The organism is Bifidobacterium amazonense (genome assembly GCF_018555435.2).
GTDB lineage: Bacteria > Actinomycetota > Actinomycetes > Actinomycetales > Bifidobacteriaceae > Bifidobacterium > Bifidobacterium amazonense.
Window position 1 is genome coordinate 1 of the sequence record NZ_JAFEJT020000037.1, and the last position, 18,080, is coordinate 18,080.

10 protein-coding genes are annotated in these 18,080 nt (G+C 64.2%); all 10 read left to right on the forward strand.

The genetic code is table 11. From position 1 onward, the window contains the following. A partial coding sequence (locus JS533_RS08915; protein ID WP_241514068.1) for a fibronectin type III-like domain-contianing protein occupies nt 1-362 on the forward strand: 362 nt, incomplete at its 5' end. Nucleotides 363-456: 94 nt separating this feature from the next. After that, complete coding sequence (locus JS533_RS08920; RefSeq protein WP_241514069.1) at nt 457-2,373, forward strand: sialate O-acetylesterase; 1,917 nt, start codon at nt 457-459, stop codon at nt 2,371-2,373. Between the two features lie 50 nt (nt 2,374-2,423). Next, nucleotides 2,424-4,808, forward strand: coding sequence for a glycoside hydrolase family 2 TIM barrel-domain containing protein (locus JS533_RS08925; RefSeq protein WP_241514070.1), 2,385 nt, complete (start codon nt 2,424-2,426; stop codon nt 4,806-4,808). A gap of 44 nt (nt 4,809-4,852) precedes the next feature. Then, the gene (locus JS533_RS08930; RefSeq protein WP_241514071.1) at nt 4,853-5,986 is read left to right on the forward strand and encodes a family 8 glycosyl hydrolase; all 1,134 of its coding nucleotides are present in this window, start codon (nt 4,853-4,855) and stop codon (nt 5,984-5,986) included. Nucleotides 5,987-6,028: 42 nt separating this feature from the next. Next, the gene (locus JS533_RS08935; RefSeq protein ID WP_241514072.1) at nt 6,029-7,720 is read left to right on the forward strand and encodes a glycoside hydrolase family 43 protein; all 1,692 of its coding nucleotides are present in this window, start codon (nt 6,029-6,031) and stop codon (nt 7,718-7,720) included. 46 nt (nt 7,721-7,766) lie between these two features. After that, nucleotides 7,767-9,797 carry an alpha-glucuronidase gene (locus tag JS533_RS08940; protein ID WP_241514073.1) on the forward strand — a complete coding sequence of 677 codons (2,031 nt, stop codon included), beginning with the start codon at nt 7,767-7,769 and terminating at the stop codon, nt 9,795-9,797. Between the two features lie 43 nt (nt 9,798-9,840). Then, complete coding sequence (locus JS533_RS08945; RefSeq protein WP_241514074.1) at nt 9,841-11,478, forward strand: glycoside hydrolase family 43 protein; 1,638 nt, start codon at nt 9,841-9,843, stop codon at nt 11,476-11,478. Nucleotides 11,479-11,529: 51 nt separating this feature from the next. Next, nucleotides 11,530-13,557, forward strand: coding sequence for a right-handed parallel beta-helix repeat-containing protein (locus JS533_RS08950; RefSeq protein ID WP_241514075.1), 2,028 nt, complete (start codon nt 11,530-11,532; stop codon nt 13,555-13,557). Nucleotides 13,558-13,871: 314 nt separating this feature from the next. Beyond that, nucleotides 13,872-15,758: a hypothetical protein gene (locus tag JS533_RS08955; protein WP_241514076.1), complete on the forward strand. Its 1,887-nt coding sequence runs from the start codon at nt 13,872-13,874 to the stop codon at nt 15,756-15,758. A 24-nt stretch (nt 15,759-15,782) separates the two neighbouring features. Continuing rightward, on the forward strand, nt 15,783-18,077 hold the full coding sequence (locus tag JS533_RS08960; protein WP_241514077.1) for a glycoside hydrolase family 95 protein: 2,295 nt from the start codon (nt 15,783-15,785) through the stop codon (nt 18,075-18,077). Nucleotides 18,078-18,080: the final 3 nt, after the last annotated feature.

Below are 18,080 nucleotides of genomic sequence, written 5' to 3' on the forward strand. Positions count from 1 at the left end.
TCGGCGACCTGAGCGTGGACCTGAACCACGACGCGCGCACGGCGAACGTGAGCCTGACCGTCGAGAATACGGGCAAGCGCGATGAGCGCGAAGTCGTGCAGGTGTACGTCAAGAACCTTGACTCGCCACTCGCGCCGCGCAACTGGCGGCTCGCCGGTTTCCAGCCGGTCGAGCTTACGGCCGGAGAAAACAAGACCTTGACTCTGCCGGTCGATCCGGACGCATTCAAGGTCTACGACGAGAACGGCGAACAGATCGTCGACGGCAACCGTTTCGAGATCTACGCCGGCATCAGCCAGCCCGATGCGCGATCCGCCGAGCTGCTCGGCTTTCCACCCGAATCCATGACCATCGAATTCTGACGGCACGGCTCGATTCGTCAGTCGACGCGTCGGGTCGGTTCGCCGCCATACAGGAGTTTCCGGATCATTCCCACCCATATCAAGGAGCACAACCATGACGTTGCATATCACCCCGCTGGTTTCCGACCACTGCCTCATACAGCGTGACAGGCCGGTCGCCGTGTGGGGGATCTCGGAACCTGGAAGCACGGTCACGGCGACGCTGGCGACGGTCGCATCGTCCACGTCCGCCGCATCGACTGTGGGCGAGGACGGCCGTTGGGAGGCGGTCTTGCCGGCGCAGACCGCCGGCACCGAGGCGACGATCACCGTGACGGACGGCGAGACGGCGAAGACGATCCGCGACGTGCTGTTCGGCGACGTATGGCTGCTCGCCGGCCAGTCGAACATGGAGATGCGCATGGAACGCATCGCCGACGAGGCCCCGCATCTCATGGATGACGCCGACGACGGCAACATCCGTTGGTTCAACGTGCCGCAGGTCTTCGACTTCCAGCGTGAGCACGGCGATCTGGACGCGGGGGAATGGTTCGTCTCCGCCCGAGACCGTCCAGCCGACATGTCGGCGATCGGCTGGTTCTTCGCCAGGAAGCTGCGCGAGATGCACGACGTGCCGATCGGGCTGGTGAACGCCGCAGTCGGCGGCAGCAAGATCGAGACGTGGATGAGCCGCGAACGCCTCGAATCGATGGGAGCGCTGCCCGACGACTTCGGCAAGTACACGCCCGACTACGTGGCGCGACAGCAGCGCCTGTTCGCCGAGGCGGCGGCCGCCTACGACCGCGAGGCCGACGACGCGGACACCGGACTTAATGAACGCTGGCAGGATCCCGATTTCGACGATTCCGACTGGGGCACGATGGAACTCGCCGAATCCGAGCGGCCCGAACTGCAAGCCCCCGGCATCGTCTGGCTGCGCAAGCGCATCACCGTGCCCGACCGGTACACCGGCCAACCGGCCCAGCTGCGTTTCGGCACCATCCACGATGCCGACCGCATCTACCTCGACGGCGAACCGATCGGAGAGACGTTCTACCAGTATCCGCCGCGCGACTACGACATCGCCGCCCTGCCGAAGACGTTCACCCTCGCGATCCGGCTCAAGGTCGAAGGAGCCACGGGCGGCTTCACGGCCGGCAAACGGCATCTCATCGTCGTCGGCGACGCGCTCGAACGCGACCTGACCGACCATGCCGATCCCGATATCGCCTCGCTCGACGGCGTGATCGACGTGGACGCGCTCGGCGCATGGCGGTTCCGCCGAAGCGTATGGATGCCGGTCAAGCCGAACGACGAGTTCTTCCGCATGGAGCCGGTCGGCGACTACAACGCGATGATCGTGCCGCTGAGGCGTCTCGGCCTGACCGGCGTGCTGTGGTACCAAGGCGAATCGAACTGCTGGCATCCCTACGGCTACGCGGAACTGCAGATGGCGCTCATACAGGACTGGCGGCGACTGTTCGCCCAGGGTGACTTTCCGTTCATCTACGCGCAGTTGCCGAACTACCGGCTCGGCGACCCCTCGTCATGGCTCTACCTGCGCGACGAGCAGCGCAAGGCGCTCGCCATCGCCGACACCGCGATGGTCACGACCTACGATGCGGGCGAGGACAGCGACCTGCACCCGTTCGACAAGAAGACCGTGGCCGAACGCATGGCCGCGGCGGCCGAGACGCTCGCCTACGGCGGAGACTGCGAGCCGATGGGACCGACCCCGTGCTGGGTGCACAGCGAACCGAACCGTCTCGTCGTGCGGTTCACGCATGTCGGCGATGGTCTGCGCGCGACAGGCCCGCTACGCTTCGACATCGTGAACGGCACCGGGCTGCCGCGCGTCGCCACGTTCGACGGCCGCATCATCGCCCGAGACCGCATCGCCATCGACCTGCCGCTCGGCACCGCGCCCGGCCGCGACGCCAGTCTGCGCTTCCTATGGGCACCCACGCCCGCGCCGGTGCTCGAAAACTCGGACGGCCTGCTCGCCACCCCGTTCGCCATGCCCATTGACTAGCGGATTCGGAGACGGTGGAAGACATGGCGCACAAAGAAGGGAACTGAACCATGAATGCAGTGCGTATGCCGATCATGGACGGCTGGGAATTCTCGGAAGGCCCGACACCGGCGAATGCCGGAACCGGACGCCCGGTCGACCTGCCCCATGATTTCGTCATCAACCATCCGGTGCATGACCATATCGATTGGGGTGTGGATCAGGCGTTCCGTGAATGGCAGGGCACCGGCTGGTACCGGCGCACGATCCATATCGATGCCAAACGGGAAGGATACCGGTACTATCTCGATTTCGACGGCGTGTATGAGAACGCGCGCGTCAGCGTCAACGGAACCCCTGTAGGAGGTTGGAACTACGGGTATTCACCGTTCCGACTCGACGTCACCGATGCGGTGTTCGAAGGAGACAACGACATCCTCGTGTGTGCTGATAACAACGAGGCTCCGACCGATCGATGGTACAGCGGATCGGGCATCTACCGGACCGTCACATGGATGGAACTGCCTGAACGACACCTCGACGAACGCGACGTTATCGTCCGACAGCACGTCGACTGGACCGCCCGGTCTGCGGATCTGACCGTCGACGTCGGAACGGACACGCTCAGGGGCGAGACCGTCGTTGCCACCCTGCGGGACTCCGACGGCGAAACCGTGGCCGAGGCGCGAGGCCAAGGACGACTGAGGATGCATGTGGACGATGCCCGGCTGTGGAGCGCGGAAAATCCGTACCTGTATACGCTGACGCTTGCCTTGCCGGAGAAGAACGACGCTTCCTCGTCCTGCGACATGCTGGATGGCATCGATCTTTGCATCGGACTGCGAGACATCCGGTTCGACGCCGAGCAGGGCATGATTGTCAACGGACGTCGCACGATATTTCGCGGAGTGTGCCTGCATCAGGATGCCGGCTGCGTCGGCTCGGCATCCACCAAGGAACTTATGCGGAACCGGCTTGAACAGCTCAAGGACATGGGATGCAACGGACTGCGGCTCGCCCATCATGCGCATCCCAGACAGATGCTCGATCTGGCGGACGAAATGGGCTTCTATGTGTATGCCGAACCGTTCGACAAATGGGAATCCGGGCACTATCGGCGTTTCTTCAAGGATGGATGGCGTGCCGATCTTGCCGCCATGATCCGCCGCGACCGCAATCGCCCCAGCATCGTCATGTGGGGCGTGGGCAATGAGGTCGAAAACCAGGCGAAACGTTCGATGCTGGCCATCCTGCGCGATCTGGTGGCCGAGGCTCATCGTCTGGACGACACCGGTCGTCCGGTCGGGTGCGCGATGAGCCCGCACTTCCAGACCGAGACCGCCGATACCGCCGGCACGGAAGGTATCATCCAAGTCACGGACGACGCCCCCGCGGATCAGGAGATCGACGACCCCGACCAGCGCGTCGCACGCATCAAGCTGATCGCCGACATTACCGACGTGACCGTGCTCAACTACGCCGAGCAATGGTACGGCAAAGTGAATGCGGCCATACCCGACAAGCCGATTTTCGGCTCGGAAACCTACCAATGGTTCGTCGGACATGAATGGCAGATGCAGGATTACATCAGCGAGAACCCGAATCTGGTGCCGGAACGTGACCGGTACGTGATCGGAGGGGCGATCTGGGCCGGATTCGACTATCTGGGAGAGTCGATGGGTTGGCCGTCGAAGGGATGGTCGGGGGCGCTGATCCGCACCAACGGCGTTCCGAAGGCCGGATACTGGCTGATGCGTTCCTACTGGTGCGCCGACGGCGAGCCGTTCGTGCACTTCATGGCGGCCGACTACACGCAGCCTGACGAGAACGTCAAGGAGCATTGGGACATCCCGCCGTTCGTGGGACATTGGGAATTCCCGCAATACCACAAGAACGTGGTGCCGTATCTGATCGCCACCAATTGCGACGAGGTGTGCATCCGGGTGAACCAACGCGAGCTCTACGTCCGGCCGGTACGCGAGTTCGCCAACCGCGCCGTCATCGGATACCTGCCCTACCAGCCCGGAGTATTGACCGTCATCGGATACCGCGACGGCCATGAGGTGTGCCGTGAGACCACGAACACGCCGATATCGCCGGCCGTGACATTGGAGTTCGCCGATACGACCCGACGCGTCGCACTGCCTGAGACGATGGAGCTGCCGGCGCGACGCGGATATGAACGGCTCTTGTCCGTCCGATGCCTGGATGCGGCCGGCAACCCGGTGTTCCGGGAGTTCGCGCCCGTGCGGTTCCGCATCGCAGGCCCGGCCGGCATCATCGCTGTCGATAACGGCAATCTGATGGGCAACGAGCCGTACGGCCAAGACACCATTCACCTGCATCAGGGCGTGGCCAGTGTCATGATCCGCCTGACCGGCGAACCGGGACGCATCATATTGTCGGCGGACGCGCCCGGCATGCATACGGCCACGCAGACCATCATCGCCGGCTGATGACGGATCATCGACGAAGACCGTTCCACGACAAGGAGCACGCTATGACATCACCACCATCCATGTTCGCACAGTACGGCTACGCGCAGCCTGACATCGACGCGCGGCTCGCGCAGGTCTGGCACGAGATCTTCGAAGGGCCGGACAAGTTCTATTGGGAGACCGAGGACGGTCTCGGCTATGTGATGGACACCGGCAACGACGACGTACGCACCGAGGGCATGAGCTACGCGATGATGCTCGCCGTGCAATACGACCGACAGGACGTGTTCGACAAGCTCTGGGGCTGGGTCATGGCCCATATGCACATGACCGACGGCCATCACGCGCACTACTTCTCGTGGTCGGTCAGGCCGGATGGGTCCGAGCGCGCGAGCGGGCCGGCCCCGGACGGCGAGGAGTATTTCGCGATGGACCTGTTCCTCGCCGACCGGCGGTGGGGCGGCCGCGACGGCATCTACGACTACGCCGCCCAAGCCCGTGAACTGCTGCACCACTGCGTGCACAAGGGACGCGACGAGGATGGCGAGCCGATGTGGGACGTCAGCAACCATCTCATCGAATTCGTGCCCGGCATCGGCTGGAGCGACCCCTCGTACCATCTGCCGCACTTCTACGAAGTGTTCGCCGAGTGTGTCGACGAGGAGGACCGCCCGTTCTGGAAGGCCGCGGCGGCCGCCAGTCGCGAATACCTGACGAGCGCGTGCGATGCCGAGACCGGACTCAACCCGGAATACGCCGACTACGACGGCAGGCCGGTCGCCGTGGAATGGGGCAAGCACGACTGGTTCTACTCCGATGCCTACCGCACCGCCGGCAACATCGGCCTCGACGTCAGCTGGAACGGCGTGGCCGAGCCCGAACTGTGCGACCGCGTGGCGGCCCTGCAACGCTTCTTCCTCACCCACGACCGCACCTGCGCCTACGAGGTGGACGGCACGCCCGTCGCCGATGAACGCGTACTGCATCCAGTCGGCTTCATCGCCGCCACCGCCGAAGGGTCGCTCGCAGCCATCCATGCCGATCCGACGGCCCATCCCGACGCCGAACGCAACGCGCACGCATGGGTCGACCTGCTATGGAACACGCCCATGCGCGTCGGTCCGCGCCGCTACTACGACAACTTCCTCTACGCCTTCGCCATGCTCGCGCTCGCCGGCCGGTACCGGCGCGACTGATGAAGGTCTGTGCGAACCATCCCTGATATAAGGAACCCACCCATGACTGACATTCGATTCATCCACAACCCCATCCTGCGCGGCATGCATCCCGACCCCTCATGGATCTGGGACGAGACACGCGGCGAGGTCGCGCTCGTCAACTCGTCGTTCGAACTCATCCCCGGATTGCCGGTCCACACGACCCGCGACTTCGTCACATGGACGCATGTCGCCGACGCGGTCGACGAGGACATGGCCCGCCGGCTCTTCCTCGATGGCGTCGCCGACTCCGGCGGCCTGTACGCGCCGACCCTGCGTCGCATCCGCGGACAGTACGTGATCGCCTGCACCACGACCCGCATCGACCGCGACCGTGCGATCGCGGCCGGGCTCGGCGATGAGCTGTCCCGCTGCGACGCGGCCGGAGGCAACTTCATCATCACCGCCGATACGCTCGAAGGCCCGTGGCGCGGACCATTCTGGGTGACCGGCGCTCAGGGCATCGACCCGGACATCTTCGAGGACAAGGATGGCACCATCTGGTGGACGCAGACGCGCCCCGCAGTCGACTCGCACTGGGACGGACAGACCGAGGTCTGGACCGCGCCGCTCGACCCGGACACATGGGATATCGCCGGCGAGCGCACCGTGATCTGGCGCGGGTACGGTCTCGACGCGGTGTGGGCGGAGGGGCCACACCTGTACCGTGTAGGTGACTGGGTGTATCTGATGACCGCGGAAGGCGGCACATCGTTTGATCACAGCGAGATGATGATGCGCGCGTTCGCGTCGGACGGGCTCGCCGCGGCGCTCGCCGGTTTCGAGCGTGACTGCACGGCTCGCGGCGTGGTCATCCGGCCGGCGCGCGAGGGGGAGCGCAGCGTGCTGGGCGAGTACGATCGCCTGTTTCGTGCGTGCAAGCGCAATCCGGTGCTCACGCACCGGCATCTGGGATCCGCCGAGCCGGTGCAATGCATCGGCCATGCCGATCTGCTGCATCATCCCGATGCAGGCTGGATGCTGACCTGTCTTGGCGTGCGGCAGACGTTGGACGGCGAGACCGGGGATCGTCGCAGCTATCTGGGGCGTGAGACGTTCATCGCGCCGGTGCGCTGGGATTATGAGGATGTGTCGGGATCGTCCCATGCGCTGCCGGGCGAGGGGACAGATCCCGGCTGGCCGACGGTCGCTCCGGGCTGCGGTCGGATGGTCGATCGGCTGCGTGTGACGGTCGACGAGACCGGTCGTGCGATGGCCGTCGCCGTGGCGGACGCAACCGTGGAAGAAGCGGCGGACGATGTCGTCACGATCGGCGACGACGTGCCGAGCATCCGTGTGCAGGCCGCCGGCGGATACCGGTTCCGGCCGGTCGACGATATGGATTGGTCCGGTGCAATCATGCCGGGCGACGTGCTGATGCTGCGTCAGGACACTAGGCATTACATCACTGTAGAGGTGAAGACATCGCAGAACGGTCCGATCGCCGTGGTGCATCGTGTCGATGGAGACGAACCGGCATGGGACCAGTTTGCGTTGCGGGCGGGAGAGGCGGTTGGGCTGCGTCTGCACGGCAATCGGCTGGACGTGCTCGCGTTGCCTCTTGAGGCCTTGCCGGACGAGGGCGGTGCATTCCTGCATGACGTCGTGCCCGGCGCGCGTTCACGGACGCTGCACTCGTACGATGCACGCTTCCTGAGCACCGAGCACGCCGGAGGATTCGTCGGCTGCCTGGCCGGCGTCCGCGTCCACTGAACCGTCATTCGCGGTATTCAATCTGTAACTGGAGGAGTTGAGTTCCATGATCGATCACATGTGGCTGGAGCCGAACGTCGTTCGTGACGCGGTTCGTGACGAGGTGTTCTTTCTTGACGTGAGCGCGGTCGGTGAGGACGCGCGGTCGCTGCGCATCCGCGCGGACATCGCCGAGCTGCTCGAACGGCCATGCGTCACGGATGAGCGCGATTCGACGGTGCGGTTGATGGCCCGACCGTCCGTGCTCGAATCGGACGAAGGATTCGCGATCGACGTCGCCGACGGCGTCACCGAGATCACGGGCAATACGACCCGTGCGCTGATCTACGGCTTCTACGACTGGATGCGCCGGCGTATGCTCGGCGGGACGATCGATGAGCGCATCGTCAGCATTCCGTCCCAGCCGATCCGCATGATCGACCACTGGGACCAGACCGACGGTTCGGTCGAACGCGGATATGCGGGCGAATCGATCTTCTTCGGCCGCTGGAACAGCAACGAGCACCATGAATACCTCGAATTCCCCGAACGTGGCGACTCGGACGTGTTCCGCGGCGACATGGCCCGCATCGAGGCCTATGCACGGTTCCTCGCCTCCGTCGGCATCAATGCGGTCAGCCTGAACAACGTGAACGTGCGCGGCGTGGCGATCCGGCTCATCACGCACCCGTGGCTCGATCGTGTCGCGCAGATCGCCCGCATCTTCTCCGAATACGCCATCGACACCTACCTGTCGGTCAACTTCGCCGCGCCCAAGATCATCGGCGGACTCGACACCTGCGACCCGCTTGATCCGGCCGTGAACGCATGGTGGCGGCGCACCGTGGACGACATCTACGCCATGATCCCCGACTTCGGCGGGTTCGTGGTCAAGGCCGACTCCGAAGGCGAGCCGGGGCCGTTCTCCTACGGACGCGACCATGCCGACGGTGCGAACATGTTCGCCCGCGCGCTCGAGCCGCATGGCGGACGGGTGATCTGGCGCGCGTTCGTCTACGACTGTCACATGGACTGGCGCGACCGTACGCTCGACCGCGCCCGCGCCGCCTATGACACGTTCCGCCCGCTGGACGGCAGATTCGAGGCGAACGCGATCCTGCAGGTCAAGTTCGGACCCATTGATTTCCAGCCCAGCGAGCCGCTCAGCCCATTGATCGGCGCGATGCGGCATACCAACTTGATCGTCGAATTCCAAATCACCGCCGAATACCTCGGCCATCAGATCGACGTCAACTATATGCTGCCGCAATGGCTCGCGAGCCTCGACACCGACACCGGATACGATGCGGACACGGCCGTGACCGTCCCCGCATACCTGCCGCTTGCCGCCGTCGACCGGCGCAACATCGGCTATGCGGCCGTCGCCAACATCGGCATGGACGACAACTGGACCGGCCACAAGCTCGCGCAGGCCAACCTGTACGGCTACGGTCGCATGTGCTGGGACGGATCGCTCACCGCGGATGCCATCGCCCGCGAATGGACCTCGCTCACGTTCGCGCGAACTGACGACGAGGCGCGAGAGACGATCGAATGGATGCTCGATACCTCCAACGCGACCTACGAATCCTATGTGGCGCCGCTCGGCGTCGGATTCATGGTCAAGCGCGAGAACCACTATGGCGTCGGCGTCAACGACTTCGAATACGACCGGTGGGGCACCTACCACTACTCCGACCGTGACGGCACCGGCGTCGACCGCACCGTCGCCACCGGCACCGGCTACATCGGCCAGTACGCGCCGCGCATCGCCGCCGCGCTGGAAGACGCCGGCACCTGCCCCGACGACGTGCTGCTGTTCTTCCACCATGTGCCGTACACGCATGTGCTGCACAGCGGCAAAACCGTCATCCAGCACATCTACGACACGCATTTCGCCGGCGTCGAGGCGGTCGACGACTACATCCGCCGTTGGGACGGACTGCGTGGACGCATCGACGACGCGACATTCGAGAACGTGGCCGAACGCCTCCAACGCCAACGCCGCAACGCGATCGAATGGCGCGACCAGATCAACACCTACTTCCACCGCATGAGCGGCATCCCCGACTCCCACGGCAGATCGATCCACCGATAGACGTGCCGGCGGCACAACATGACGAACGCAATCGAGGCCAACGATGAACGACACGCGATATACGACCGTGACCGGCACCAACCCGGTCATCAACTCCGACTTCCCGGATCCGGACATCATCCGGGTCGGCGACACCTACTATATGGCCACCACCACGATGTTCCTCATGCCCGGCTGTGACATCCTGCGCTCCTACGATCTGGTGCACTGGGAATTCCTCGCCCACGCCTACGCCGAGCTGGACGACACCCCGAGCGAACGGCTCGACGAGCCGGGCGGCAACGCGTACGGCAAAGGCATGTGGGCTCCGTCGCTGCGCCATCACGACGGTGTGTACCGCGTCGTGTTCGTGGCCAACGATACGCGCAAGACCTATGTGCTCGAAGCCGAGAACCCGGCCGGACCGTGGACGAAACGCGTGATCGAAGGCTTCTACCACGACAACAGCGTGCTGTACGACGATGACGGTCGCGTCTACATCGTCCACGGCAACATGCAGCTGCACCTGACCGAACTCGAACCCGACCTCAGCCGTCCCAAGCCGGGTGGACTCGACCGCATCATCGCCGAGGACGACCCGAACTCGGGTCTCGGCTACGAAGGATGTCACATCTACAAACACGACGGCCGCTACTACGTGTGGACCTGCCACTACCCGCCGGATCACAGCAAAACCGAAGCATGCCTCGTCGCCGATTCTTTGGATGGCGAGTTCGCCGCACGCGAGATCCTCGACGACGACCTCGGCTTCCACGGGCTCGGCGACGCACAGGGCGGCATGGTGGACACGCCCTCCGGAGACTGGTACGCATTTATGATGCATGATCGTGGAGCGCTCGGCCGCGCGCTGACGATCATGCCGATGCGCTTTGGCGAGGACGGATTCCCGATTCTCGGCGACAATGGCCGCGTGCCGCATGAAGTGAACGTGACCGGTGTGACCGTGGAACATGCGGGGCATCGGTACGCGCCGCTCAACGGCAGTGACGATTTCCGGTATACGCCGCACGACGGTGCGGCCGACGTCGAATCGACCGATCTCAAACCGTTCTGGCAGTTCAACCACAATCCCGAACGTAGCGCATGGTCGTTGACCAAACGGACCGGCTCGCTGGTCCTGCGCGCCGACCGCGTCGTCACGAACATCAACCACGCTCGCAACACACTCACCCAACGCACCGTCGGTCCGCGTTGCGCCGCCGAAGTCACGCTTGACGTGTCCGGACTGTACGACGGCGACATCGCGGGACTGGCCGCAATGCAGGGATACCACCGGTTCATCGGCGTCGAACAGACTGCTGACGGGCCGAAGCTGACCGTCCGATTCAAACCGTACCGCGACGGCGCCCTGTGGGGAGACGGCGACTGGATCTCCCCGGCCGCCGAAAGCGCGTCCGCGACCCTCGACGGCACGCTGGTGCAGTTGCGCGCCGAATACGACTTCACCGACATGGCAGACACCGTCACCTTCCACTACCGACCCGTTGCCGATGCGGATGACGAGTGCCACGAAGGCCAGTGGCGACGACTGGGCGATACATATCGGCTGTACTACACGCTCGACTACTTCATCGGATGCCGTATCGGACTGTTCGTCTACTCGACACGGCAGACGGGCGGCGAAGCGGTCTTCTCCGATTTCCGGTTCCTCGGCCCCGACGAGATGCGGGTCGGGGAATAGTCCCATCCAACCCATACGCCATCTGTCCCATATGTAAAAGGAGCGATTCCAATGACGGAATACCATGTCAGCGTCAACGGCGACGATAACAACCTCGGCGATGCGGCGCACCCGTTCGCCACGATCTCACATGCGGCGGAACTCGCCGTCGCCGGCGACACCGTCACCGTGCACGAGGGCGTGTACCGAGAATCGGTCGACCCGCTACGCGGCGGGTTGAACGACCAGTATCGCATCGTCTATCAGGGCGCGTCGGGGGAGCGGCGTCCCATCATCACCGGCTCCGAACCGGTCGGTGGATGGCGGCAGGTCGACGGCCATCCGCGCGTATGGACGGTCACACTCGACAACGAGATGTTCGCAGGATTCAACCCGTTTGCCGAGATCATCGCCGGCGACTGGCTCGAATCGCCCAAACCAGACTGCGAACCGCACAAGCATCTGGGCGACGTGTATCTGAACGGCCGCTCGTTCTACGAGTCCACTGATCTTGAGGCCGTCTATGAGCCGGTCGAACGCACCACGATCAAGGACAATGCGCTCGGCCTCGACTGCCCGGTCCTCGACCCGGATCAGACACGCTACGTGTGGCATGCCATCGTGGATGCGGCCGCCGGCACGACCACGATCACCGCGAACTTCCATGATCACGATCCGAACGAGGAACTGGTCGAGATCAGTGTGCGCCGCACCTGCTTCTTCCCGACGCGCCATTTCGTGAACTACATCACCGTGCGCGGCTTCGAGATGCGTCAGGCCGCGTGCGATTGGGCGCCGCCCACCTCGCAGCAGTGGGGCATGGTCGGCCCGAACTGGTCGTGCGGCTGGATCATCGAAGACAACGTGCTGCACGACGCGAAGTTCAGCGCCGTCAGCCTCGGCAAGGAGATCTCGTCCGGAGACAACGATTCGATGCGCACCGACCGCAAGACCGGATACCAGTACCAGCTGGAAGCGGTCTTCAAGGGACTGCGCGTCGGCTGGCGGCGCGGTCAGGTCGGCTCGCACATCGTGCGCGACAACGACATCTACGACTGCGGGCAGAACGGCGTCGTCGGTCACATGGGCTGCGCGTTCAGCCTCGTCGAACACAACCATATCCACCGCATCGGTCTCAAACGTGAGTTCTTCGGTTGGGAGGTCGCCGGCATCAAGTTCCATGCGGCGCTCGATACGGTGATCGCGCGCAACAACATCCACGACTGCTCGCTGGGCATGTGGCTCGACTGGCAGGCGCAGGGCACGCGCGTGACCGGCAATGTGTTCCACCGCAATGTGCGCGACCTGATGATCGAGGTCAGCCACGGCCCGTATGTCGTCGATGACAACATTTTCGCCTCCGACATCATGTTCCAGAACTGGTCGCAGGGTGGGGCGTTCGTCAACAACCTTATCTGCGGGTCGATCGAGACGCACACCGTGCCCGACCGCTCGACGCCGTATCATTTTCCGCACACCACTGGGGTGGCCGGCTGCGCGGTCGTCTCCGGCGGCGACGAACGTTACCTCAACAACGTGTTCGCGCCGCAGCTCGACAAGGCGCCGATCGGTGCCTTCGGGTTGCGCGAATACGCCGACCATCCGGTATCGCAACCCGAGTACGTGCAGCGGATTCGACGCATGTGGCTCGACCCGCAGCAGGGTGGCGGCGAGCGCAACCCGCTGCAGCCGTTGTATGCGGGCGGCAACCTGTATCTTGCCGGTGCCGGTGCGGCGACGGAAGACGGTTCGATCGTCGGCCCGCCGGAACGCAACGCGGCCGACCTGCCGTATTTTGGCGGGCTTGACGCCGCCGAGACGGCGACGGATGCGGTCATGCCAATCACCCTGGTCGAATCGGACGGTGGATTGTATCTCGAATGCGAGGTGCCCGAAGCGGTCGCGGCATCGAACATGCCGATCGTGACCACCGCGACGCTCGGCACGCCGCGTCTCGTCGAGGAACTCTACGAGCATGCCGACGGCACGCCGTACGTGCTCGACACAGATATGACCGGAGTGCGGGCAGCTGGCGCAACGCGCCACGCAGGACCGCTGGAGGCTCTTGCGCCGGGCCGTAACCGGATCCGGGTGTGGTGAGTACGATCGGCCTGCCTAGTTTTGCCGGATGTAACGTGACAGGTATTTCACCCCCTCAGCCAGCTCCGCTGGCGGCTCTCTCTTCAGGAAGGAGCAATGCAAAGGGACGGTCATATGAAGTCCGACAAGGTATCAGATGAGCCAGCCATGTTTTGTTGCAAGGAGCAATGATGCTTGAATTTACCGTACGAAATCGAACCGGTCGTGGCACGCAATACGGTCCTGTGAATCCGGACATGCTTGTCGTAAGCGATCAGCAGGATGTCCTTCATGACGACATTGCCATAATGCGTCACACGGTTACGATCATCAACGTGTCCACACAAGTGTTCGACGGGGTGATCCGTATCGATCTGCCGTTCGACACGAGGGTCTCGTCGCAGGATATACGGTTCTTCCTTCCCGGATTCATGTACGGGCGCAACCGCGGCGAAGCGCCGATCGCCGTGCCCGATCGTTTCCCGCGCATGCGGCCCGGAGAGCCGGCCTGTCCGGCGTCCTCATGGTGGATGGTGCGTGGCGACCGGCTCGCCAACCCGTGCGCGCTCATGTTCGACGGCGCAAGGATTGTCGGCTTGTGCGCCAGCCCGTATCTGGTTGATACGGGCGACGGCGATCTGCGGGACTGGTCGCCGCGCGGAGACGCCGGGACGGCAACGTTCGTGCAGTATGCCGGATACTGTTGTGATGACGGCAGCGTTTCCGGCACACCGTCCGTCGGCGTGACGCTCGGCTATGAGAACGCGCCGTGGCTGTTCGTCAGCTCATCCAACGTGCATGAGCGTGCGCCGATGGGAGACAATTGCCTGACGCTGCGGCCGGGGGAGCGCGTCACGACCGTCATCGACGTGTTCGACTATCCGGCCGCCGACGAACTCGGCATTGAACCGGCCATCGGGTACACATACCGACGATTCCACCAGCCGCCGCGTACAGTCGGCTCTCCCGAACAGGCAGTGCGCGACCTGAGCGGAGCCGTCGACCGTGACGCATGGTTGGCCGACCGGCACATGTACGCCGGCTTCGTATTCGACATTCATCACGACATCGCCGACCGACCGGGCGCGGACGGGATCGAATATCAGGAACTCGGTTCGGTCAGCTGGACGAACGGCATGGCGGCGGCAGGCCCCATGCTCTCTTCGGCGCTGCGGCTCAACGACGAGACGATGCGCGCTCATGCCATCGACTGCATCGACGCCATCGTGCACGATTCGATGAACCCGGCGAGCGGACTGCCGTTCGACGCGGTCAACCAAGGAACATGGAGCAATCACGGGTGGTGGTTCGAACGGCTTCCCTCCGCCGGTCACAGCTCGTATCTCGACGGTCAAGCCGTGTACTACATCCTCGACTGCTACCGCAACGAGCTGGAATTCCGATCGGTCCGCCACGACGATTGGCTTGACTTCGCCGGGCGCGTCATCGCCGTGTTCGAACGTAGCCGCAACGGCGACGACGAATACCCGTACCTGTTCAGCGAGCGGACCGGAACCGGCATCGTCTACGATTCGTTCGCGGGCGCATGGTGCCTGGCGGCGGGCGCATACTGGACGCTCATCACCGGCGACCGGCGATATCTCGACGGACTGCGTCACGCCGAACAGCACTACCATGACACGTACGTGTGCCGCATGGAATGCTACGGTACCCCGCTCGACACGTCCAAAGCAGTCGATTCGGAAGGCATCCTCGCATACATCAAAGCTACGCGTCGGCTGCATGAGATTACCGGCGACGAACGTTACCTCGACCACATGCGCGACGCGTTGTGCTACGAGTTCACGTTCAAATTCTGCTGGAACTCGCCACTTGACGTGCCTCCGCTGAACCATGTCGGATGGTCGAGCTGCGGTGGCAGCATCACCTCGACATGCAACCCGCACATCCATCCCATGTCCAGCAACGTCATCGGCGACATAAGCTACTACCTGGCCGCGCGCGACGACGACTACTACGTGCGCTCGCGCATGAACGACACCGTCACGTGGAGCTGCCAGACCTACAACACGGTCGACGGGGAATACGATTACGGCAAGGTCGGCTGGATGTCCGAACGGTTCTGCTACAGCCAGGGACTGCTGAAAGAGCATTATCCCGACGGCCGGCCTGCCAGCACATGGTTCGCGCTGATGCCGTGGGCGGTCGGTTCGATCCTCGACGGACTGACCGGACTGCATTGGGACAACGAGTCAGCATAGCCACAGCAAGGAGGCTGTAACACGATGACGCATACGATACTGTTCGACACGGAAGCCCGCGACTGGAACGAGGCGATCCCGGTCGGCAACGGGTTCCTCGGCGCGATGATTCACGGCGGCGCGAGACGCGAACACCTGCAGATCAACGAGGACTCGGTATGGTCCGGTGGCCCGATGAGCCGCGTGAACCCCGATGCGGCCCGCACCGTCGGACGCGTGCGTTCGCTGTTGCTCGACGGCGACATCGAGGGGGCTCAGCGTCTGGCCGAACGCGGCCTGTACGCCCCGGTGCCCGACATGCGCCACTACGAGCCGTTGGGTGACGTATGGATCGACGTCTCTGACGGCAACGGCGGTGAAGAGGAGCGTCTTCCGACGGTTCGTCGCGGGCTCAACGTGGATGACGCGGTGGCATTCGTAGACAGGAGTCGGGGCGATCGGACGCTGCACGGCGAATGCTTCGCATCGAATCCCGACGACGTGCTCGTCTACCGCATCGAACCCGCCGCCGGTGTGCAGGCATCGGTATCGTGCACGGTCACGGTGTCGCGCAACGATGTGCGCAACGGGCTGATATGGCGGTGCGGAGGCGTGGCCCCGGTCGATGGACGCACGATCCGGCTGTACGGCGTCAACGGCGGCGATAACGGCATCGGATACGAAATGGCCGTACGCGTGCTCGCCGACGGCGGCACCATAGAACGCACCGGTGTGACGGTCGACGTGACCGGCGCGCGTACGGTGACGATACTGGTCTCCGGGCGCACCACGTTCCGTTCGGCCGATCCTGCCGCCTGGTGCGCGGCTACACTCGACGCGGCGGAACGTCTCGGATACGAACGGCTGCGCGACCGTCACGTCGACGACTACCGCCGTTTGTACGATCGCGGTGCGATCATGTTCGGTGACGATCTCAAGGACCCGGCACTGGACTCGCTGCCGACGCCGCAACGGCTGCGTCGTGTCGCCGACGGCGGCACCGACATCGCCCTGTGGGAGACGTACCTGGCGTTCGGCCGGTATCTGCTCATCGCCTCAAGCCGGGCGGGCAGTCTGCCGGCCACGTTGCAAGGCATCTGGAACCGCGACTATGAGCCGGCGTGGGGATCGAAGTACACGATCAACATCAACGCCGAAATGAACTACTGGTTCGCCGAACGCGCCGGGCTGGGCGAACTGCACATGCCGCTGCTCGACCACGTACACCGGATGGACGCGCGCGGGCGCGAAGTGGCCCGTGACATGTACGGTGCACGCGGGTTCGTGGCGCATCACAACACCGACATCTGGGGCGACTGCGCGCCCCAAGACGCCTGCATGCCCGCGTCGATCTGGCCATTGGGCGGCGCATGGCTGTGCCTGCACATCGCCGAGCACTACCGGTACACGCGTGACCGGGCGTTCATCGAACGGCATTTCGCCATGCTGCGCGACGCCGTGCTGTTCTTCACGGACACCATGATCCGCGATGCGGACGGATACTGGGCCGTAGGGCCGAGCATTTCGCCCGAAAACACGTACCGGACGGACGACGGACGAGACGGCGTGCTGTGCGTCGGCTCGACGATGGACAACCAGATACTGCGTGAGCTGTTCGGCCAGTATCTCGCCATCGCACATGATCTTGGCCGGGATGGCGACGGCCTTGCCGCGGACGTGCGCGACCGGCTGGATGGCCTGCGCCCGACCGCGATAGGCCCGGACGGGCGGATCATGGAATGGCCCCATGACCGGACTGAAACCGAACCCGGCCACAGGCATTTCTCCCCGCTGTTCGGCCTGTTCCCCGGCCGTGAGATCCGCGTCGACCGCACCCCCGAACTGGCCGATGCTGCGGCGAAATTCGTCGCGTGGCGCATGGACCACGGATCGGGGTCGTCCGGCTGGAGCAAGGCGTGGGTGATCGCGCTCTACGCGCGCATGCGCGACCGCGACCGGGTATGGGCCAACATCGTCAAACTGCTCACGGGCTCCACGCTCGACAACCTGTTCGACAACCATCCGCCGTTCCAGATCGACGGCAATTTCGGCGCCGTGGCCGCCATGTACGAGACGCTGTTTCAGGATTACGGCGATGAGGTGTTCGTGCTGCCCGCACTGCCGAAGACGCTCGCCTCGGGAACCGTGCGCGGCGTCGTGCTCGAAGCCGGCGCGACCGCCGACCTGACCTGGCGCGACGGCCGTGTCGCTTCGCTGACCCTGACCGGCCTGCGCGACGGCGAAGTTCGTCTGACCGGCCCAGACGGGACATCGCTCGACATCCGATTCGCCGCCGGCCAGCGCATCGCCGTCGATCCAGCCTCGTTGTACGGAAAGTGATTT

Excerpts from the sequence above, each read along its gene's own strand:
- JS533_RS08945 (WP_241514074.1), top strand. The coding sequence starts at position 9,841 with ATGAACGACACGCGATATACGACCGTGACCGGCACCAACCCGGTCATC.
- JS533_RS08950 (WP_241514075.1), top strand. The coding sequence starts at position 11,530 with ATGACGGAATACCATGTCAGCGTCAACGGCGACGATAACAACCTCGGC.
- JS533_RS08930 (WP_241514071.1), top strand. The coding sequence starts at position 4,853 with ATGACATCACCACCATCCATGTTCGCACAGTACGGCTACGCGCAGCCT.
- JS533_RS08940 (WP_241514073.1), top strand. The coding sequence starts at position 7,767 with ATGATCGATCACATGTGGCTGGAGCCGAACGTCGTTCGTGACGCGGTT.
- JS533_RS08935 (WP_241514072.1), top strand. The coding sequence starts at position 6,029 with ATGACTGACATTCGATTCATCCACAACCCCATCCTGCGCGGCATGCAT.
- JS533_RS08925 (WP_241514070.1), top strand. The coding sequence starts at position 2,424 with ATGAATGCAGTGCGTATGCCGATCATGGACGGCTGGGAATTCTCGGAA.
- JS533_RS08960 (WP_241514077.1), top strand. The coding sequence starts at position 15,783 with ATGACGCATACGATACTGTTCGACACGGAAGCCCGCGACTGGAACGAG.
- JS533_RS08920 (WP_241514069.1), top strand. The coding sequence starts at position 457 with ATGACGTTGCATATCACCCCGCTGGTTTCCGACCACTGCCTCATACAG.